Genomic DNA, 19,494 nt, shown 5'->3' on the forward strand with positions numbered 1-19,494 from the left:
GGGGGCTCACTCCAGCGGCGGCCGGGCCGGTCATTCCTCTTCGGGGCCGAGGTCGGTCTCCTCGAAGACCAGCAGGGTGCGGGTGCTCAGTACTTCCGGTATCGACTGGATACGGGTGAGGACCAGCTCGCGCAGCTCGCGATTGTCCTTGGTGTGGACCAGTAGCAGCACATCGAAATCGCCGCTGACCAGGGCGATGTGCGTGGCCCCCGGCAGCGCCGTGAGCTGCTTGCGCACGGTCCGCCAGGAGTTCTGCACGATCTTCAGCGTGATGTAGGCAGAGGCGCCCTGACCTGCCCGTTCCTGGTCGATCAGGGCACTGAAGCCACGGATCACACCGTCGTCGATCAGCCGGTTGATCCGGGCGTAGGCATTGGCGCGCGAGACATGCACGCGCTCGGCCACGGAGCGTATCGACGCCCTGCCGTCGGTCTGCAGCATGCGCAGGATCGAGCGGTCGATGGTGTCCAGCGGGCGTGCGGCCGGTGAGGGCGGGGCGGATGCCGTCGGTGGCGGGCCGGCCGGTGTCGCCGATTGCCCACCGGAATTGGCCATCTGTTCGTCCGGCATATGGTCCCGCCTCCCCTTTGTGGACGCCCTGGCTTCATCTCAAGCTGTGGAGAACCGTTTGTCCACAGGCTGAGCCCGCCTGTAGCCAAAATGCATCAGCGACCGAACAATCGGTAGGGCAGGGCGTACCCGCCCTGGCCGATTCCATCCTGCCCACCCGCCGTCCGCCCACCACCCCCATGAGGCGCATCGCGCCACCCCCTTCGATCCGAGGAGGTGCTCGACATGACGGTCCTTGAGCAGCCCGGCAGCAGCAGGAACAAGAGCAGCCTGGCCGGTCCGCCGCCCACCTGGCAGCCGCGCGTCGACCCCGCGCCCCTCCTGCCCGACGCGGAGCCGTACCGCCTTCTGGGTACGGACGCCGCTGCCCGGCTCGACTCCGGACTGCTGACCCGGCTGTACACCCAGCTGGTCCGCGGCCGTCGGTACAACGCCCAGGCCACGGCCCTGACCCGGCAAGGGCGCCTGGCGGTCTACCCGTCCTCCACCGGCCAGGAGGCCTGTGAGGTCGCCGCGGCGCTTGCTCTCGAAGACCGGGACTGGCTCTTCCCCAGCTACCGCGACACCCTCGCCGCCGTGGCCCGCGGACTCGACCCCGTACAGGCTCTGACCCTGCTGCGCGGCGACTGGCACAACGGCTACGACCCCCACGAACACCGCATCGCCCCCCTGTGCACCCCGCTCGCCACCCAGCTCCCGCATGCCGTGGGCCTGGCGCACGCCGCCCGGCTCAAGGGAGACGAGGTGGTCGCGCTGGCCATGGTCGGCGACGGCGGCACGAGCGAGGGCGACTTCCACGAGGCGCTGAATTTCGCGGCGATCTGGCAGGCACCGGTCGTCTTCCTCGTCCAGAACAACGGCTTCGCGATCTCCGTGCCGCTCGCCAAGCAGACCGCCGCGCCGTCCCTCGCCCACAAGGCGGTCGGATACGGCATGCCGGGCCGCCTGGTCGACGGCAATGACGCCCCCGCGATGCACGAGGTGCTCACCGAGGCAGTGGAGCGGGCCCGCAGGGGCGGTGGACCCACCCTCATCGAGGCCGTCACCTACCGCATCGAGGCGCACACCAACGCCGACGACGCCACCCGCTACCGCAGCGATGCCGAGGTCGAGACCTGGAAGGCACACGACCCGATAGCCCTGCTGGAGCGTGAGCTGGCCGCCCGCGATCTGCTGACCGACGACTTCGTCGGCGCCACCCGGGACGGTGCCGAGCAACTGGCGGCCGACCTCCGTGAGCGGATGAACGCCGACCCGGAGGTGGACCCGATGGACCTGTTCACCCACGTATTCGCCGAGCAGACCAGCCAACTGCGTGCCCAGGCCGCACAATTGCGCGCCGAGCTGGACGCCGAGGCCGCCGGACACACCGAGGACGCAGCGGGCACCGACGGGTCCGCCGAGGAGGCCAGGCCATGACGACCACCGTTCCGGCGACCGCGCGCAAGCCCGCCACCATGGCGCAGGCGCTGACCCGCGCGCTGCGCGACGCCATGGCCGACGACCCGTCCGTGCATGTCATGGGCGAGGACGTCGGCACCCTGGGCGGCGTCTTCCGGGTCACGGACGGCCTCGCCAAGGAATTCGGCGAGGACCGCTGCACGGACACCGCGCTCGCCGAGGCCGGTATCCTGGGCACCGCCGTCGGCATGGCGATGTACGGGCTGCGGCCGGTCGTCGAGATGCAGTTCGACGCGTTCGCCTACCCGGCGTTCGAGCAGCTGATCAGCCATGTCGCCCGGATGCGCAACCGCACCCGCGGCGCGCTGACGATGCCGCTGACCATCCGGGTTCCCTATGGCGGGGGGATCGGCGGGGTCGAGCACCACAGCGACTCCTCCGAGGCGTACTACCTCGCCACCCCGGGGCTTCAGGTCGTCACCCCGGCGACCGTCGAGGACGCCTACGGACTGCTGCGCGCCGCGATCGCCTCCGACGACCCGGTCGTCTTCCTCGAACCCAAGCGGCTGTACTGGTCCAAGGCCGACTGGTCGCCCGACGCACCCACCGAGGTCGCGCCTCTGGGCCGCGCCGCGATACGGCGCCGCGGCAGCAGCGCCACGCTGATCACCTACGGCCCGTCGCTCCCGGTCTGCATGGAGGCCGCCGAGGCCGCCCGCGCCGAGGGCTGGGACCTGGAAGTGGTCGATCTGCGGTCCCTGATGCCCTTCGACGACGAGACGGTCTGCGCCTCGGTCCGGCGGACCGGGCGGGCCGTGGTCGTCCATGAGTCCAACGGGTTCGGCGGCCCCGGTGGCGAGATCGCCGCCCGGATCACCGAGCGCTGCTTCCACCACCTGGAAGCGCCGGTGCTGCGCGTCGCCGGCTTCGACATCCCGTATCCGCCGCCGATGCTGGAGCGGCACCACCTTCCGGGCGTGGACCGGATTCTGGACACCGTCGCCCGCCTCCAGTGGGAGTCGGACTGGACCGAGGGACGTGGTGAGTGATGGCCGTGGTCCGCGAATTCACCCTGCCCGACCTGGGGGAGGGCCTCACCGAGGCGACGATCGTGCACTGGATGGTCGAGGTCGGCGAGGTGGTGGCCATCGACCAGCCGGTGGTGGAGGTCGAGACCGCCAAGGCGATGGTGGAGGTGCCGTGCCCGTACGGGGGCGTGGTGACCGCCCGCTTCGGTGAGGAGGGGGCCGAAGTCCCGGTGGGGGCACCGCTGGTGACGGTCGCCGTGGGGGCCGTGCCGGATGATCTGGCGGGCGCCGGTCCTGGGACGGGACCGGGCTCCGGGGCGGGCGCGGAAGGCGGTGCGCCCGAGGGGGGCGCGGCGGCCACCGGCCGGGCCTCAGGGGCGCCCGCGGACGGCGCGGCGGACGCCGGGTCCGGGAATGTGCTCGTCGGGTACGGCACGAGTGCGGCGGCGGCCCGTCGGCGCCGCATCCGGCCGGGGCCCGGAGCGGGCCCCATGGCGGGAGTGCCACGGCCGCCCGGCCAGGTGGCGGACGGCTCGGCCGGGGCCGGAGCGGCCGAGGGGACGCCTGGTGGTTCCAGGGCGGTTGCTTCCGGGGCGACGGCCATAGGGGCGGTCGGCGTCACCGGGACAGCCGGGACCTCCGGTTCGTCCGGTGCGGACGGTTCGGCCGGGGCCGGGTCGGTGGAGGACGGCAGCCGTGCGGTGGCCGTCATTTCGCCGCTGGTGCGTCGGATGGCGCGGGAGAACGGCCTGGATCTGCGGGAGTTGACCGGGTCAGGACGGGATGGGCTGATCCTCCGTACGGACGTCGAGTGCGCGATCCGGGCACGGCGGGAGCGGGAAACGGCCGGTGCCGGAGCAGCCCCCACGGTCGGTACCGGTGAACTGGCTGGGCCCGGTGTGACGGGTGTGGCGGGGGCCGGTGCCGTGACGGCCGTCGGATCCGCGGCCGGGGCCGGTGCCACGGCGGGTGAGGAGCGGATCCCGCTGAAGGGGATGCTCGGTGCGGCCGCCGAGAAGTTCAGCCGCAGCCGCCGGGAGATCCCGGAGGCGACCTGCTGGGTGGAGGCCGATGCCACCGAACTCCTCGCCGCCCGTAAGGCGATGAATGTGCCGGGCGCCCCCAAGGTGTCGCTGCTCGCACTGCTGGCCAGGATCTGTACGGCCGCGCTCGCACGGTTCCCCGCGCTCAACTCCACCGTCGACACCAAGGCCCAGGAGATCGTCCGGCTGCCCGCCGTCCATCTGGGCTTTGCGGCGCAGACCGACCGCGGCCTGGTGGTGCCGGTCGTACGGGACGCCCATGCCCGTACGGTCGAGGAGCTGTCCGCCGAGATCGCCCGGCTCACCGAAACCGCCAGGGCCGGCGGGCTCTCCCTGGCCGAGCTGACGCACGGCACCTTCACCCTCAACAACTACGGCGTTTTCGGCGTCGACGGCTCCACGCCGATCATCAACCACCCGGAGGCGGCGATGCTCGGCATCGGCCGGATAGCCGCCAAACCCTGGGTGCACGAAGGCGAGTTGGCCGTCCGGCAGGTCGTCCAGCTCTCGCTCACCTTCGATCACCGGGTGTGCGACGGCGGCACCGCCGGCGGCTTCCTCCGGTTCGTGGCCGACTGCGTGGAGCAGCCCGCGCTGTTGCTCCGGACGCTGTGACGGGAGTGCGGCGGGTGGCAGCGGCGAGGCCGGGGCAGCCGCCCCGGCCGTCCCGGCTGCGCCCGCTGTGGCGGAGCTGACATCTGCAGTCGCTCCGGCAGCGGTGTGATTCCGGTGCGCCCGGCGATACTCAAGGGGTGAACGACCTCACCGACCACGACGCCGTCGTGCTGGCCGGCGGCGCGGCCCGGCGGCTCGGCGGGGCGGACAAACCCGCCCTGTCCGTCGGCGGCCGCCCGCTGCTGGACCGGGTGCTCGCCGCCTGCCCCGATGCGGCGACCACCGTCGTCGTCGGCCCCGCCCGCCCGGCCGCCCGCGCCGTCGTCCACGCCCTGGAGGACCCGCCCGGTGGCGGCCCGCTCGCCGCACTGGACGCCGGCCTGCGGCACACCACCGCCCCGACGGTGCTCGTCCTCTCCGCCGACCTCCCGTTCCTGACGGCGGCGACCGTACGGAGCCTCCTGGCGGCGACACGAACGGCAGGCGCTGCCGGACCGGGCGGGAGTTCCGCGTCCCGCGACGGGGCGATGCTCCAAGACGCCTCGGGGCGGGACCAGCCTCTCGTGGCCGCCTACAGGGCCGAGCCGCTGCGCCGTGAGCTGGCGCGGCTGCGGGCCGCACACGGCAGCCTGGCCGGACTGCCGCTGCGAGCGCTGCTGGCCGAGTTGGTGCTCGAACGGGTTCCGGACGCCCCCTCCACGGCGTCCTTCGACTGCGACACCTGGGAAGACATCAGCGCGGCACGCGCCCGTATCAGGGAGCATGGGAACGTGTTGGATGAATGGATCACCGCAGTCAAGGCCGAACTGGGCATCGAGCTCGATGTCGACACGGCGGCGCTTCTCGATCTCGCGCGGGACGCGGCCCATGGTGTGACCCGCCCCGCCGCGCCGCTGACGACCTTCCTGATCGGCTATGCGGCGGGCCGCCAGGACCGGGATGTGAAGGAACTGGCCGACCGGGCCGCCGCGCTGGCCCACCGCTGGGCGGCCGAGGCCGAGGGCGCGTCCGGGGCCGGCGGCGCCCAGGGTGCCGAAGCGAAGCCCGCGGAATGACCGACGGGGAGTTCAGCGGGGAGCCCGGCGGCGCGGTGGGCCGGCCGAGGGGCGGCACCTCGGCCGAGGGGCGCGGCGACCCCTTCGACGATGCGCTCGCGCTGGCCAACGGCACGGCGCCGAGGTGGGTACGGCCCGGAGCCGGGCCCGAGGCCACGACCGTGACGACGCCGTACGCCGCCGGAGGGGCCGCGGCAGCCACCTCCTCCGCGACCGGCAGCGGCGGCGACGCCCCCTACACACCGGACGACCCCTTCTCCCCCGACGACCCCGCCGCTGCCCGGAGCGGCCCCTCCAGCCCCTCCAGCCCTTCCGGCCCCTCCCGCCCCGTGGACCCCGCGCCTCCCACCGGCCCCGGCCCGCGCACCGCCCCGGCCGCCGTCCCCTGGCACACCGCCCGCGCACTCGCCGAGCGCGCCGTACCCGGGCCGCCCGCGCCCGAGACCTCGGTCCTGGGCGAGGCGCTCGGCCGTACGCTCGCCGCACCCCTCTCCGCGCTCACCGATCTGCCGTCGTTCGACACCTCGGCGATGGACGGCTGGGCGGTCTCCGGCCCCGGCCCCTGGCGTCTGGACCGGCCCGCCGACGCACCCGAGACGGGCCTCCCGTCCGGCATCCTCGCCGGTCACGCCCCCGCCGAGGCGCTCCTCGACGGCCATGCGATCCCGATCGCCACCGGCGCGCGCGTCCCGTCCGGCGCCACCGCCGTGCTGCGCAGCGAGCACGGCGAGGTCCGTGAGCTGAGCGCCGGCGGACGGCGGCTGTACGCACCACGGCCCGCGCCGCCCGGCCAGGACATCCGCCCGCGCGGCCAGGAGTGCCGCCGCGGCGACCAACTGCTGCCCGCGGGCGCCCTGGTGACCCCCGCCGTCCTCGGCCTGGCCGCGGCGGCCGGCTACGACGAACTGACCGCCTACCGCCGCCCGCGTGCCGAAGTCTTCGTCCTGGGCGACGAGTTGCTGGACCACGGGCTGCCGCACGAGGGCCGGATCCGCGACGCCCTCGGCCCGATGCTCGCCCCCTGGCTGCACTCACTGGGCATCGAGGCGGCGCCGCCGCGCCATCTCGCCGACGAGGCCGACACCTTGTACGCCGCCCTCGCGGGGTCCACCGCCGACGTGGTGATCACTACGGGCGGTACCGCGTCGGGCCCCGTCGACCATGTGCACCCCACCCTGCGCCGGCTCGGCGCGGAGGTGCTGGTGGACGGGGTGGCGGTCCGCCCCGGGCACCCCATGCTGCTGGCCCGCCTGGCCCCGCGCCGGCATCTCGTCGGCCTGCCGGGCAACCCCCTCGCCGCCGTCTCCGGCCTGCTCACCCTCGCCGAACCGCTGCTCCGTACGCTCGCCGCCCGCCGTCCCGCCGCGCCCTACCGCACGCCGCTGGCCGCCGCGGTCGCCGGGCATCCGCGCGACACCCGGCTCGTTCCGGTGGCCTACCGCGACGACGAGCGGCACGGCCTGACGGCGGTACCGTTGCGCTTCCACGGCCCGGCCATGCTGCGCGGGATCGCCTCCGCCGATGCGCTGGCCGTCGTCCCGCCCGGTGGCGCGGAGCGCGGCACCGAGCTCGAACTCCTGGAATTCCCCTGGTCGGCGAGCTGGTCGGCGGGATGGACGCCCGGCTGGGCCGCCCCCGGTGGCCCGTACGAACCCCCTGAGGCCACCGGAGGCCGCGCGTGAAGCTCCCGTCCCAGGACGCCGCGGCGCGTGAGGTGCCCGAGGACCGGTCGCACCGGGTGCTGCTGCCGCGCCGCACCCCCATGCCGCCGCTGCGGCAGGTCGCCCGCCGGCTGCTGATGGCGCTGCTCGTCCTGCTCGCGACGGTCTTCATCGTCTGGATCGACCGCAACGAGTACCACGACAACGCCGACGGCAGGGTCGACCTGCTCGACTGCTTCTACTACGCGACCGTCACGCTCTCGACCACGGGATACGGCGACATCGTCCCGTACGGCGACAGCGCGCGGCTGCTGAACATCCTGCTCATCACGCCGCTCCGCGTGCTGTTCCTGATCATCCTGGTCGGCACCACACTGGAAGTGCTGACCGAGCGCACCCGCGAGCAGTGGCAACTGAAACGCTGGAGAAACACCTTGCGCGACCACACCGTCATCGTCGGCTTCGGGACGAAGGGCCGTTCCGCCGCCCAGACCCTGTGTGCGACGGGGCTCAACCGCGACCGCATCGTCATCGTCGACCCCAGCAGCAAGGTGATCGACGCGGCGGTGGCCGACGGGTTCGCGGGGGTGGTCGGCGATGCGACCCGCAGCGATGTGCTCCTCCGGGCCGAGGTCCAGCGCGCCCACCAGGTCGTGATCGCCACCCAGCGCGATGACACCGCCGTGCTGGTCTCGTTGACCGCCCGTCAGCTCAACAAGAAGGCGAACATCGTCGCGGCGGTGCGGGAGGAGGAGAACGCCCCGCTGCTCCGGCAGTCCGGGGCCGATGCCGTGATCACCTCGGCCAGCGCGGCCGGCCGGCTGCTGGGTCTCTCCGTCCACAGCCCCAGCGCGGGCACCGTCATGGAGGATCTGATCCAGCAGGGCAGCGGCCTCGACCTGGTGGAACGCACGGTGGTGAAGGCGGAGGTCGGCAAGTCCGTACGGGAGACCGACGACTTGGTCGTGTCCGTGCTGCGCGGCCACCGGCTCCTCGGCTACGACGATCCGGAGGCCAGTCCGCTGCAGAGCACGGACCGTCTGATCACCATCGTGCGCGCGGCCCCGACGGAGGCGGCGGACCTCTCCGGCAAGCAGTCCGCCAAGCCGAACCTCCCCGGCACCGGCGTCGCCCCGATGCGCCGAGCGGATGAATAACCGCACGTCGTGCGGGGGCTGATGGCCGATCCGGCGGTAGTCGTCGGCCCCCGCACCTTCGCCCCGTGCGCGGACGGCGAGTAGCCTCGCGCCCATGCGAGCGATCACTATCCCGGAGCCCGGTGGCCCCGAAGCACTTGTCTGGGCGGACGTGCCCGATCCGCAGCCCGCCGAGGGCGAGGTCCTGATCGAGGTCGCGGCCAGCGCCGTGAACCGCGCGGACCTGCTCCAGCGCCAGGGCTTCTACGATCCGCCGCCCGGCTCCTCCCCCTATCCGGGTCTGGAGTGCTCAGGGCGGATCAGCGCGCTCGGCCCCGGTGTGCACGGCTGGGCCGTCGGTGACGAGGTGTGTGCGCTGCTGGCGGGCGGCGGATACGCGGAGAAGGTCGCCGTCCCGGCCGGCCAGGTGCTGCCGGTGCCGGCCGGCGTGGACCTGGTCACGGCCGCCGCGCTGCCCGAGGTGACCTGCACGGTCTGGTCGAACGTCTTCATGATCGCGCACCTGCGGCCCGGTGAGACGCTGCTGGTCCACGGCGGTGCCAGCGGCATCGGCACGATGGCGATCCAGCTCGCCAAGGCCGTCGGCGCACGGGTCGCGGTGACCGCGGGCGGTCCCGAGAAGCTGGCCCGCTGCGCCGAGCTGGGCGCGGACATCCTCATCGACTACCGCGAACAGGACTTCGTCCAGGAGATCCGCAAGGCCACCGACGGCACGGGCGCGGATGTCATCCTCGACATCATCGGCGCCAAGTATCTGCAGCGGAACGTCAAGGCGCTGGCGGTCAGCGGACGGCTGGCGATCATCGGGCTGCAGGGCGGGGTGAAGGCGGAGCTGAATCTCGCCGCCCTGATGGCCAAGCGCGCCGCGATCACCGGCGCCGGGCTGCGCGCCCGCCCGCTGAACGAGAAGGCGGCCATCGTCGCCGCGGTACGGGAGCACGTCTGGCCGCTGATCGCCAACGGTCAGGTCCGGCCGATCGTGGACCGCGCGCTCCCGATGGCGGATGCCGCCGAGGCGCACCGGGTCGTGGACGCGAGTGCGCACGTCGGCAAGGTCGTGCTGACGGTCTGAGCCGACGGCCGCCCCCTCCGCAAGCCGGGCCGTCCGCGCCCGCCCCTCCCGCGCATGCGCCCGGTAACCCGGCCGACATGTCCAAGATGCCGTGAATGTCATCACATGTGACGCTGAACAGGTCACTCGACGGCTCGGCACGGGAGGGGCACTGTGGTCGCTCCAGGATTCCGTTCGCGCATCGCCACCGGTCTGTTGGCGGCTGCCGTCGTGCTGCCCGTTCCGATAGGAGCCACCTCCGCGGTGGCCGCGGACCGGCGTGCCACACCGGTCGACCGTCCCCCGCATCTCGCCCGGCCGGGCGATCAGCCCGACGACGTCCCGGGTGCGGCCGGCGACGACGGTTTCGGTTTCGACGGGTACGGCGCCGACGACTTCGCGCCCAGCCTGCCGCCGGCCGAGGGGCCCGGGGCCGGAGCGGGCCGGGCGCGCGCCGGACATCCCGGTCATCCAGGGGCCCCGGCGCACCTCCCGGAGCTGCCGGACCGCTTCCCCGGCCTGCCGTACGCCCGTCCGGGCTTCCCTCACCGGTCGCCGCATCACCACTTCGGGGGGCTCCACGGGCACGGACGGTGGCACCACCACCCGCATCACCCCTTCGGCCCGGGCTACTCCGTGCCGGGCCCGCCGTACTCCGTCCCGGGAGCCGACGGCGGCAGTGCCGACCACCCGCGGCACGGCAGGCACGGGCCGCCCGCCCCGGCGGGTTCGCCCGACACCGACCGTGCGCACCCGCCGCCCGGTCGGCATGCCCCCAAGCCCAAGCACCGCAAGCCTGCGGTGTCCGAATCCCCTGCCGCGGCGGCCACCCCGTCACGGCCCTCCCCTTCGCGCCGCTTCGACGTCGCGGACCGGTTCACCCGGCGCCCGTACGAGGCATTGCCGCCGCTCCCGACGCCCGCCCCGGGGGAGGACCGCTCCGCACCGGAGATGACGGATGACGCATCGGAGTCCACGGGGACCCCGTACGCCATGGAGACCCCCGGGGCCCCGGTCGAGAGGGTTCTCCCGATGGGTGCCGGCCTTGCTCTCACCGGTCTGGGGCTGGCCTTCTTCGCCCTGCGGCTGCGCCGGAACTGAAGATTGCGGTGGTTTCACGTGAAACGGCGAGAATCCGCTGTTTCACGTGAAACAGCGCCGGACGGATCCGCTCGGAATGGTGGATCACGTTCTCCCGGGGGCACCACCTGTCAGGAGCCCGCGTACGAGAGAATGGCGGCATGGATATGCCGATGAATGAACGGTCGCAGGAGAATCCGCACGTCCTGGTGGTCGGCCCGGACGGCATGGCGCTCGGCGGCGCCGGCTCCGGTGGCGGGGATGACGGCGAAGAATCCCGGGAGACCCCCTTGACGGACATGGTCGAACAGCCTGCGAAGGTCATGCGCATCGGCAGCATGATCAAGCAGCTGCTGGAGGAGGTGAAGGCCGCTCCTCTGGACGAGGCGAGCCGGGTCCGCCTCAAGGAGATCCACTCCAGCTCGGTCAAGGAGCTGGAGGACGGCCTGGCGCCCGAGCTGGTCGAGGAGCTGGAGCGGCTGTCGCTGCCGTTCACCGATGAATCGGTGCCGACGGAGGCGGAGCTGCGGATCGCCCAGGCCCAGCTGGTCGGCTGGCTGGAGGGCCTCTTCCACGGCATCCAGACCGCACTGTTCGCCCAGCAGATGGCGGCCCGTGCCCAGCTGGAGTCGATGCGCCGTGCGCTGCCGCCCGGTGCCGTTCCGATGGACGGCGAGGAGGGCACGCCCGGTCACGGCGGCGCCCGCTCGGGCCCGTACCTCTGAGCATTCGCCCGGCATCTGCGCGGCAGGCCGGAGCGCACCGAGGAGCCACAGCACCCGGACAGACGGAAGGGCCGGCACGCGGAATGCGTGCCGGCCCTTCCATCTGTCCGGGTGGCCGTGGGCCGTATGCCGTCAGCCGCTCCGGCCGGTCGAGACGGTCAGCTCGATGGTCTCGCCGCTCTTCGGGTCCCACCGCTCGAACGGGTCCGGGGACTGGTCCGTGACGGTGTTCTTACCCCAGAGCGCGCTGTCCTCCTCGTCGACCTTGTACTTCCAGCCGGCCGCATCGAGGCACTTCTTCACCGAGTCCAGATTCTTGAAGCGGAACGAAGGCGCGTAGATCTTGCCTTCATCGCCGTAGACCTTGGACGGGCTGGTGCACTCGGACGTCAGGATCGTCGCCGTCTTGTCCTCGGGCCGGACGCTCTCGGTGGGCGAGGCGGTGTCGGAGTACGCGGACGTCGGGCTGTCCCCGCCGGGGTCGTCGCTGGAGCCGGCGCTCAGACCGATGCCGATCGCGATCGCGGTCACCACGATGACGCCGACGATCGCCGAGACGACGATCACCGCGGAGTTGTTCTTCCGCGGGGCGGGGCCGCCGCTCGACGGCATCGACGCTGTCACCGGCGGCGGGGTGTAGGCCGGGGGCTGGTAGCCACCCGTATTGAACGGCGCCGGAGCCGGAACGGGGCCCGGCGCGGGCGTCGGGTAGGTGTTGTTCGGCGGCGGCGGGGGCGTCGAGGGACCGAAGGCGGCCTGGGTCGGCTGGTACGGCTGCTGCACGCTCGGCGGGGCCGGGGTGTGCGGGTTGCCGGAGGCCGTGGGGAAGACCGCGGAGGAGACCGAGGCACCGCTGGTACGCGCCCGCGGGCCCTCGCCGATGATCAGCGGCGTCGCACCGGACTGCCCGGACCCGACGATCCGCAGACACTCGTCCCGCATCGCCTCGGCGGTGGGGAAGCGTTCGTTGGGGTTCTTCTTCAGCGCACGGGCCACCAGCGCGTCCACGGCCGGCGGCAGCGAGCTGTTGATGCTCGACGGGACCGGGGGCTCTTCCTGGACATGGGCGTAGGCGATGGCGAGCGGGGAGTCCGCGTCGAACGGCAGCTGCCCCGTCAGCAGCTCGAAGAGCATGATGCCGACGGAGTAGAGGTCGGAGCGGGCGTCCACACCGCGGCCCAGCGCCTGCTCGGGCGACAGGTACTGCGGGGTGCCGACGACCATGCCGGTCTGCGTCATGGACGTCACACCGGACTGCATGGCGCGGGCGATGCCGAAGTCCATGACCTTGACGACGCCGCGCTTGTTCAGCATCACGTTGCCGGGCTTGATGTCCCGGTGGACCAGGCCCATTTCATGGCTGACCTCGAGCGCCGCCAGCACATCCGAAGTGATCTTCAGGGCTTTTTCCGTCGGCATCGCGCCATGCTGAGCGATGTCGGTGTCCAGATCGGAGCGCAGCGGCTGGCCCGCGACGTACTCCATGACGATGTACGGCACCATGCCGCCGTCGAGCTCGTCCTCACCGGAGTCGAAGACGGAGACGATATTGGTGTGCGTGAGCTTCGCCACGGACTGCGCCTCACGGCGGAAGCGCTCACGGAAGGCCTGCTCGCGCCCGAGCTCGGTGTGCAGCGTCTTGATCGCGACCTCGCGGTCCAGCACGCTGTCGTAGGCGAGGTGTACGGAAGCCATTCCGCCAGCGCCGAGAAGATCACGAAGCTGGTAACGTCCTCCGCCGACCGAACGGCCCTCGTATTGGCCCTGAGCGCCGTCCTGGCTCATCGTTCCGCTTCCCCCTAGGCGCACTACCCGTACGTATAGCGATCAAATTCTGGAATTTCGCAGCCAAGTCTGCCCCAGCCCCCGGACACGTCAAGCTGTGTGCCCGTTCCGTGACCAGATGTGCAAGATCCCGTCACGGCCATGAGACGTTTTGGCGCCTGATTACCCCCGGTGAACTTGCGACGTTTGGCGTCCGGCGGGTTTGATGGCCGGTCCACGACGGACCGGTGGGTGCCGCGGAACCTGTAGCGTGCTCTAGCGAAGACCGATGACCTTACCGCTCTCATGCGGATTGATTCGACGGCGAGGACCGATGGCACCGACGCAGAGCCCCCAGGGCCCGTCCGATCCTGACGCCACCGGCTCCAATATCCCCGACGCACCGGAGATGTGGGGCAACGGCGGGCTGGTCGGCGATGGCCGCTACCGGCTCACGCGACGGCTCGGCCGCGGCGGTATGGCGGAGGTGTTCGCGGCCGAGGACGTACGTCTTGGCCGTACCGTCGCCGTGAAGCTGCTGCGTGCCGACCTCGCCGAGGACCCGGTTTCCAAGGCCCGCTTCACGCGGGAGGCACAGTCCGTGGCCGGGCTGAACCACCACGCGGTGGTGGCGGTCTACGACTCCGGCGAGGACCTGGTCGGCGGCAACACCGTGCCGTACATCGTGATGGAGCTGGTCGAGGGCCACACCATCCGCGATCTGCTGCTCAACGCCGACGCTCCGCCGCCGGACCAGGCGCTGATCATCGTCTCCGGTGTGCTGGAGGCGCTGGCCTACAGCCACCAGCACGGCATCGTGCACCGGGACATCAAGCCCGCGAACGTGATCATCACGAACAGCGGCGCCGTCAAGGTCATGGACTTCGGCATCGCGCGTGCCCTGCACGGCGCCGCGTCCACCATGACCCAGACCGGCATGGTCATGGGCACGCCCCAGTACCTCTCCCCGGAGCAGGCGCTCGGCAAGACCGTCGACACCCGCTCCGACCTCTACGCCACCGGCTGTCTGCTCTACGAACTCCTCACGCTGCGGCCGCCGTTCACCGGCGAGACCCCGCTCTCGGTCGTCTACCAGCATGTCCAGGACATGCCGGTGGCGCCGTCCCAGGTCGCCGACGCGGTGCCGCCGGAGCTGGACGGCCTGGTCATGCGGTCGCTGGCGAAGGACCCCGACGACCGCTTCCAGTCCGCCGAGGAGATGCGCGGCCTGGTCCAGTACTCGCTGCAGATGCTGCACGAGCAGGGCGGCCACACCGGCACCTGGAGCACCGGCCCGGTCGCCATGCACGAGGGCGGGCTCACCCCGTCCATGGGCACCGCGGCCACCACGGCGCTGCCGCACCCCGACGCCGGCCAGACCACGGCGCAGCCGATCCTGACGCCCGGTAGGCGCGACGACGACGGCGGTTTCGACGGCGGGCCCCGGCCGTCCAAGGGCGGCCGCGGCAAGATCTGGCTGATCGCGGCGCTGGCGGTGATCGCCATTGCGGTGGGTGTCGCCTTCGCGCTGCAGAACACCGGCGGCCAGGACCAGAAGCACGAGACTCCCACCACGCAGTCGCCTTCGCCGTCGCAGGACGACAAGACGAGCGAGCCGCCGACGGAGGAGCCGAGCACTCCGGAGACCGAGCCCGAGGACACGGGCGGTGACGGCGGCACGTACTCCGAGCCGCCGACGGAGGAGCCCAGCACTCCGGAGACGTCCGAGCCGCCGACCTCTCAGCCGCCGACCTCTCAGCCGCCGACGGAGGAGCCGAGCACGCCCGAAGAGCCGTCGGACGAGCCCACCGATCCCACCGAGCCCACGGACCCCACGGGCGGGACCGACGACGGTGGCGCGGGCACCGGTGGCCCGGACAGCGGCTTGACGTCGGGCGCGACCGGCTGACGGGTGCCCCGCTCCCCGTTCAGCGGGTGAACGCGTTCCGTACGGCCCGGTACTCGCGGGTCCACCACACGGCCAGGGCGGCCGCCGCCGGGAACTGAGGATCGGTGCGGCGGTCGCCCAGCTGGTAGCGCCAGGTGAGCATCCAGAAGTCGTTCAGCCGCTCCCACCACACCCGGTGGACGGCCGCCGCGAGTTCCTCGGCACCGGCTCCGCAGGCGCTGCGGTAGGCACCCGCGTACGCCGCCACCTTGGCCAGGTCCAGGGTGCCGCAGGGGCGTACGAAGAAGATCGCGGCGGCGCGTACCGCCTCCTCGGCGCGCGGCTGGACGCCCAGCCGGTCCCAGTCGACGATCGCGGTCGGTTCCGTGCCCCGGTAGAGCACATTCAGCGGGTGGAAGTCGCCGTGCACCCAGCCCGCCGGGGGCTCGGCGCCGGGGGCCGGGCGGCGGTGCGCCTGTTCCGCCAGTAAGGCCCGGCGCTCCAGCAGACGGTGTTCGGCGAGTTCGTCGAAGCTGGTGCGCGGCCGGGCGCCGCGGGCCAGGGCCAGCAGCTCGTCGATCGTCTCGAAGGTCCGCTCGGGGTCGGCGCCGGCGTCCGCGCAGGGCGGCCGGGGCGGATGTGGTTCGTCCACCATGACCTCCTCCAGCGCGTTGTGCACCAGCCCGAGCAGGGCGCCGAGCCGCCAGGACTGGCCGCGGGTCAGCGCGGCGCCGCCGAGATGGCGGCCTTCGACCCAGGGGTGCAGGGCGTAGCAGCGGCCGTCGAGGACCGTGACGGTGCTGCCGTCCGTATGGGCGACGGGCGGGGCGACCGGCAGGCCGAGCGCGGCGAGCCGGTAGGTGGCGCGGTGCTGGCGGGTGAGGGCGGCACGGTCGCCGTCGAGGTGGTGCTTGAGGAAGTAGCGGCCGCGGGTGGTGGCGAGGAAATAGCCGTGGTTGAGCAGGCCCTCGGCGACGGGTTCACAGGACAGCGGCGCACCGGCGCCCGCGTAGTGGCGGAGCAGGGATCCGAGGGTGTCTTTGTCGGGCGTCGCCGCCGTCCGGACTACAGATGAGCGCAGCACGCGCCAGATGTTAGATCAACTACGCCCGTCGGAGTGGGCGTGCCGGAAGGCCTTACGCAGAGTGCGCACAGGGGGAAGGCGGCGCATCGGCTCCCGCTCGGCGGTCTGCCGGCGGCCGTGGCGGCCGCGCAGCCGAACGCGGGAATGCGGGGCACCCCCTGGACTGTTCAGTGCCGTTCCGCCTGCATACGGGCGACATAGGCGGCGGCCTGGGAGCGGCGCTCCATTCCGAGTTTGGAAAGCAGACTGGAGACGTAATTCTTGATCGTTTTCTCCGCGAGATGGAGCCGCTCACCGATGGCGCGATTGGTCATTCCCTCGCCGATCAGATCGAGGATCCTGCGCTCCTGGTCGGTGAGGCTCGCCAGCCGGTCGTCGCCCTTCGCGGAGTTGCCGTCGCGCAGCCGCTCCAGCACCCGGGCGGTGGCCACGGGGTCGAGCAGTGACTTCCCGGCGGCCACCTCGCGTACCGCCGAGAGCAGTTCGTTCCCTCGAATGGCCTTGAGGACATAACCGGCCGCACCGGCCATGATCGCATCGAAGAGGGCCTCGTCATCCGCGAACGAGGTGAGCATCAGGCAGTTGATGTCCTCATCCTGTGAACGGATCTCGCGGCAGACCTCGACACCGCTCCCGTCGGGCAGCCGGACATCGAGCACCGCGACGTCCGGACGGGTCGCCGGGATCCTGACCAGGGCATCTGCGGCAGTACCCGCCTCCCCGACCACCTCGATGTCGTCCTCGACCGACAGCATTTCGTGGACGCCACGCCGGACAACTTCGTGGTCATCGAGTAGGAATACCGTGATTTTTCCGTCTTCGCGCACCCCACCAGTCTCACACATCAACCCTTCCCGTGCTCCAGGTCACCGATATAACGTGCCGTTGTCCCGGCGGCCTGCAACGCTGTGACCAGGAGTTGTTCCAAGCCTTCGCGATTTACTTGGAAATCCAAGCAAAATCGCAGGTCAGCGCCGTTTCCACTTCGGCTTTGACAATGGGTAACGTGCAATGAGCAGGCCACTGTCCGGGAGCTTTGTTCCACCCGGATCCGGCCGCGATCGCACACACCCCGTGCGCCGTATCGGATACCGGGTGAGCCGCAATACGGCCACCGGCGGACCCCGGGGGCCGGACAGACGGAGGAGCAGCACGTGACCGTGGAAGGCACTGCGCAGCGGAAAAACGCCCGCGGCAGCAGCAAGCGCACCACCGCCAAAAAGGCGACGTCGGCGAAGAAGGCGTCCCCGGCCAAGGCCCGGAACTCCGGCCGGCCCGACCAGGCGGAGCAGGATCAGCTCGTACAACTGCTGACGCCCGAAGGTAAGCGGGTCGAGCACCCGGATTACTCGATCGATCTTTCCGCAGAAGAACTGCGCGGGCTCTACCGCGACATGGTCCTGACGCGGAAGTTCGATGCCGAGGCGACCACCCTCCAGCGCCAGGGCGAACTGGGCCTGTGGGCCTCGCTGCTGGGCCAGGAAGCCGCCCAGATCGGCTCCGGCCGCGCGCTGCGCGACGACGACTACGTCTTCCCGACCTACCGCGAGCACGGTGTGGCATGGTGCCGCGGAGTCGACCCGACGAACCTGCTGGGCATGTTCCGCGGTGTCAATCACGGCGGCTGGGATCCCAACACCAACAACTTCCACCTCTACACCATCGTCATCGGCTCGCAGACTCTGCATGCGACCGGCTATGCGATGGGTGTGCAGAAGGACGGCGCGGATTCCGCGGTCATCGCCTATTTCGGTGACGGCGCTTCCAGCCAGGGCGATGTCGCGGAATCCTTCACCTTCTCCGCGGTCTACAACGCCCCGGTCGTGTTCTTCTGCCAGAACAACCAATGGGCGATTTCCGAACCCACCGAGAAGCAGACCCGGGTGCCGCTCTACCAGCGCGCCCGTGGCTTCGGATTCCCCGGCGTACGGGTCGACGGCAATGACGTACTGGCCTGTCTGGCGGTGACCAAGGCGGCGCTGGAGCGGGCACGCACCGGCCAGGGCCCGATGCTCATCGAGGCGTTCACCTACCGCATGGGCGCGCACACCACCTCCGACGACCCGACGAAGTACCGGGCGGACGAGGAGCGGGCGGCCTGGGAGGCCAAGGACCCGATCCTGCGGCTGCGGACGTATCTGGAGGCCGAGGGCATCGTCGACGAGGCCTATCTCGCCTCGATCGACGAGGAGAGCGAGGCCCTGGGCAAGCGGGTCCGCGATGCCGTACGCGCCATGCCCGACCCGGACACCATGGCGATCTTCGAGAATGTCTATGCCGACGGGCATGCGCTCGTCGATGAGGAGCGCGCGCAGTTCGCCGCGTACCAGGCGTCGTTCGCCGACGCCGATCTTGTCGCGGAGGGGAACTGACCATGGCCGTCTTCGAGAAGATCACCATCGCCAAGGCGATCAATGAGTCGCTGCGCGCCTCCATGGAGGCCGACCCCAAGGTCCTCGTCATGGGCGAGGACGTCGGCAAGCTCGGTGGCGTCTTCCGCGTCACCGACGGTCTGCAGAAGGACTTCGGCGAGGAGCGGGTGATCGACACCCCGCTCGCCGAGTCCGGCATCGTCGGCACCGCGATCGGTATGGCGCTGCGCGGCTACCGTCCGGTCGTCGAGATCCAGTTCGACGGCTTCGTCTTCCCCGCCTACGACCAGATCGTCACCCAGCTCGCGAAGATGCACGCCCGTGCGCTGGGCAAGGTCAAGGTGCCGGTCGTCATCCGCATCCCGTACGCGGGCGGCATCGGCGCGGTCGAGCACCACTCCGAGTCCCCCGAGGCGCTCTTCGCGCATGTCGCGGGCCTGAAGATCGTCTCTCCCTCGAACTCCTCCGACGCCTACTGGATGCTCCAGCAGGCCATCGCGGGCGACGATCCGGTCATCTACTTCGAGCCCAAGCGCCGCTACCACGACAAGTCGCGGCTGGACACCGAGTCGATCCCGGACCCGCTGCACAAGGCCCGGGTCGCCAGGACCGGCTCCGACCTCACGCTGGCCGCCTACGGTCCGATGGTCAAGGTCTGCCAGGACGTCGCCAATGTCGCGGCCGAGGAGGGCAAGTCGCTCGAGGTCGTCGACCTGCGCTCGCTCTCCCCGATCGACTTCGACACCGTGCAGTCGTCGGTGCAGAAGACCGGCCGGCTGGTGGTCGTCCACGAGGCCCCGGTCTTCTTCGGCGCGGGTGCCGAGATCGCCGCCCGGATCACCGAGCGGTGCTTCTACCACCTGGAGGCCCCGGTCCTGCGGGTCGGCGGTTTCCACTCCCCGTATCCGCCCTCCCGTCTGGAGGACGAGTACCTTCCGGGACTGGACCGGGTGCTCGACGCCGTTGATCGTGCGTTGGCGTACTGAGGGTTTGAGGAGAG

General features: G+C 71.5%; 16 protein-coding genes. 12 read left to right on the top strand and 4 right to left on the bottom strand.

Features of this window, described 5'->3' with window-relative positions; genetic code table 11:
* Nucleotides 1-30: 30 nt before the first annotated feature.
* The gene (locus tag STRNI_RS21730) at nt 31-570 is read right to left on the bottom strand and encodes an Lrp/AsnC family transcriptional regulator (RefSeq protein ID WP_159487439.1); all 540 of its coding nucleotides are present in this window, start codon (nt 568-570) and stop codon (nt 31-33) included.
* A 225-nt stretch (nt 571-795) separates the two neighbouring features.
* Between STRNI_RS21730 and pdhA (STRNI_RS21735) the strand changes: the two genes are divergently transcribed.
* The 9 genes from pdhA (STRNI_RS21735) to STRNI_RS21775 all read left to right on the top strand — a co-directional run bounded on the left by pdhA (STRNI_RS21735) (nt 796) and on the right by STRNI_RS21775 (nt 11,386).
* Nucleotides 796-1,989, top strand: a complete 1,194-nt coding sequence (gene pdhA, locus STRNI_RS21735; protein WP_093640969.1) for a pyruvate dehydrogenase (acetyl-transferring) E1 component subunit alpha — start codon at nt 796-798, stop codon at nt 1,987-1,989.
* Nucleotides 1,986-3,020 carry an alpha-ketoacid dehydrogenase subunit beta gene (locus STRNI_RS21740; RefSeq protein ID WP_148592661.1) on the top strand — a complete coding sequence of 345 codons (1,035 nt, stop codon included), beginning with the start codon at nt 1,986-1,988 and terminating at the stop codon, nt 3,018-3,020. The genes pdhA (STRNI_RS21735) and STRNI_RS21740 overlap by 4 nt, the downstream gene beginning before the upstream one ends.
* On the top strand, nt 3,020-4,657 hold the full coding sequence (locus tag STRNI_RS21745; protein WP_277411839.1) for a dihydrolipoamide acetyltransferase family protein: 1,638 nt from the start codon (nt 3,020-3,022) through the stop codon (nt 4,655-4,657). Before STRNI_RS21740 ends, STRNI_RS21745 begins: the two co-directional genes overlap by 1 nt.
* 137 nt (nt 4,658-4,794) lie before the next feature.
* On the top strand, nt 4,795-5,712 hold the full coding sequence (locus STRNI_RS21750; protein ID WP_277411840.1) for an NTP transferase domain-containing protein: 918 nt from the start codon (nt 4,795-4,797) through the stop codon (nt 5,710-5,712).
* Nucleotides 5,709-7,394 carry a molybdopterin molybdotransferase MoeA gene (locus tag STRNI_RS21755; protein ID WP_277411841.1) on the top strand — a complete coding sequence of 562 codons (1,686 nt, stop codon included), beginning with the start codon at nt 5,709-5,711 and terminating at the stop codon, nt 7,392-7,394. The genes STRNI_RS21750 and STRNI_RS21755 overlap by 4 nt, the downstream gene beginning before the upstream one ends.
* Nucleotides 7,391-8,530 carry a potassium channel family protein gene (locus tag STRNI_RS21760; protein WP_018092715.1) on the top strand — a complete coding sequence of 380 codons (1,140 nt, stop codon included), beginning with the start codon at nt 7,391-7,393 and terminating at the stop codon, nt 8,528-8,530. Before STRNI_RS21755 ends, STRNI_RS21760 begins: the two co-directional genes overlap by 4 nt.
* 94 nt (nt 8,531-8,624) lie before the next feature.
* Complete coding sequence (locus tag STRNI_RS21765; RefSeq protein WP_026170185.1) at nt 8,625-9,602, top strand: NAD(P)H-quinone oxidoreductase; 978 nt, start codon at nt 8,625-8,627, stop codon at nt 9,600-9,602.
* Nucleotides 9,603-9,755: 153 nt separating this feature from the next.
* Nucleotides 9,756-10,682, top strand: a complete 927-nt coding sequence (locus STRNI_RS21770) for a hypothetical protein (RefSeq protein ID WP_277411842.1) — start codon at nt 9,756-9,758, stop codon at nt 10,680-10,682.
* Between the two features lie 140 nt (nt 10,683-10,822).
* Complete coding sequence (locus STRNI_RS21775; RefSeq protein ID WP_026170187.1) at nt 10,823-11,386, top strand: bacterial proteasome activator family protein; 564 nt, start codon at nt 10,823-10,825, stop codon at nt 11,384-11,386.
* A 132-nt stretch (nt 11,387-11,518) separates the two neighbouring features.
* On the opposite strand, the gene STRNI_RS21780 is transcribed toward STRNI_RS21775, so the two are convergent.
* Nucleotides 11,519-13,171 (bottom strand): protein kinase domain-containing protein, encoded by a 1,653-nt coding sequence (locus tag STRNI_RS21780; protein WP_026170188.1) that lies wholly within the window; start codon nt 13,169-13,171, stop codon nt 11,519-11,521.
* 313 nt (nt 13,172-13,484) lie between these two features.
* Between STRNI_RS21780 and STRNI_RS21785 the strand changes: the two genes are divergently transcribed.
* On the top strand, nt 13,485-15,059 hold the full coding sequence (locus STRNI_RS21785) for a protein kinase domain-containing protein (RefSeq protein ID WP_093640990.1): 1,575 nt from the start codon (nt 13,485-13,487) through the stop codon (nt 15,057-15,059).
* Nucleotides 15,060-15,078: 19 nt separating this feature from the next.
* Here STRNI_RS21785 and STRNI_RS21790 read toward each other — a convergent pair whose 3' ends face one another.
* Nucleotides 15,079-16,122 carry a phosphotransferase gene (locus STRNI_RS21790; protein WP_159487451.1) on the bottom strand — a complete coding sequence of 348 codons (1,044 nt, stop codon included), beginning with the start codon at nt 16,120-16,122 and terminating at the stop codon, nt 15,079-15,081.
* Nucleotides 16,123-16,289: 167 nt separating this feature from the next.
* Nucleotides 16,290-16,949 carry a response regulator gene (locus STRNI_RS21795; protein WP_026170189.1) on the bottom strand — a complete coding sequence of 220 codons (660 nt, stop codon included), beginning with the start codon at nt 16,947-16,949 and terminating at the stop codon, nt 16,290-16,292.
* 327 nt (nt 16,950-17,276) lie between these two features.
* Between STRNI_RS21795 and pdhA (STRNI_RS21800) the strand changes: the two genes are divergently transcribed.
* Nucleotides 17,277-18,494: a pyruvate dehydrogenase (acetyl-transferring) E1 component subunit alpha gene (gene pdhA / locus STRNI_RS21800; protein WP_018092722.1), complete on the top strand. Its 1,218-nt coding sequence runs from the start codon at nt 17,277-17,279 to the stop codon at nt 18,492-18,494.
* 2 nt (nt 18,495-18,496) lie between these two features.
* Complete coding sequence (locus STRNI_RS21805; RefSeq protein ID WP_018092723.1) at nt 18,497-19,480, top strand: alpha-ketoacid dehydrogenase subunit beta; 984 nt, start codon at nt 18,497-18,499, stop codon at nt 19,478-19,480.
* Nucleotides 19,481-19,494: the final 14 nt, after the last annotated feature.

Source organism: Streptomyces nigrescens, from assembly GCF_027626975.1.
Taxonomy (GTDB): Bacteria; Actinomycetota; Actinomycetes; order Streptomycetales; family Streptomycetaceae; genus Streptomyces; species Streptomyces nigrescens.

What these genes read in the sequence shown, in the direction of transcription:
- STRNI_RS21730 (WP_159487439.1), bottom strand. Translation starts at nt 570, where the DNA reads ATGCCGGACGAACAGATGGCCAATTCCGGTGGGCAATCGGCGACACCG.
- pdhA (WP_093640969.1), top strand. Translation starts at nt 796, where the DNA reads ATGACGGTCCTTGAGCAGCCCGGCAGCAGCAGGAACAAGAGCAGCCTG.
- STRNI_RS21740 (WP_148592661.1), top strand. Translation starts at nt 1,986, where the DNA reads ATGACGACCACCGTTCCGGCGACCGCGCGCAAGCCCGCCACCATGGCG.
- STRNI_RS21745 (WP_277411839.1), top strand. Translation starts at nt 3,020, where the DNA reads ATGGCCGTGGTCCGCGAATTCACCCTGCCCGACCTGGGGGAGGGCCTC.
- STRNI_RS21755 (WP_277411841.1), top strand. Translation starts at nt 5,709, where the DNA reads ATGACCGACGGGGAGTTCAGCGGGGAGCCCGGCGGCGCGGTGGGCCGG.
- STRNI_RS21765 (WP_026170185.1), top strand. Translation starts at nt 8,625, where the DNA reads ATGCGAGCGATCACTATCCCGGAGCCCGGTGGCCCCGAAGCACTTGTC.
- STRNI_RS21775 (WP_026170187.1), top strand. Translation starts at nt 10,823, where the DNA reads ATGGATATGCCGATGAATGAACGGTCGCAGGAGAATCCGCACGTCCTG.
- STRNI_RS21780 (WP_026170188.1), bottom strand. Translation starts at nt 13,171, where the DNA reads ATGAGCCAGGACGGCGCTCAGGGCCAATACGAGGGCCGTTCGGTCGGC.
- STRNI_RS21785 (WP_093640990.1), top strand. Translation starts at nt 13,485, where the DNA reads ATGGCACCGACGCAGAGCCCCCAGGGCCCGTCCGATCCTGACGCCACC.
- STRNI_RS21805 (WP_018092723.1), top strand. Translation starts at nt 18,497, where the DNA reads ATGGCCGTCTTCGAGAAGATCACCATCGCCAAGGCGATCAATGAGTCG.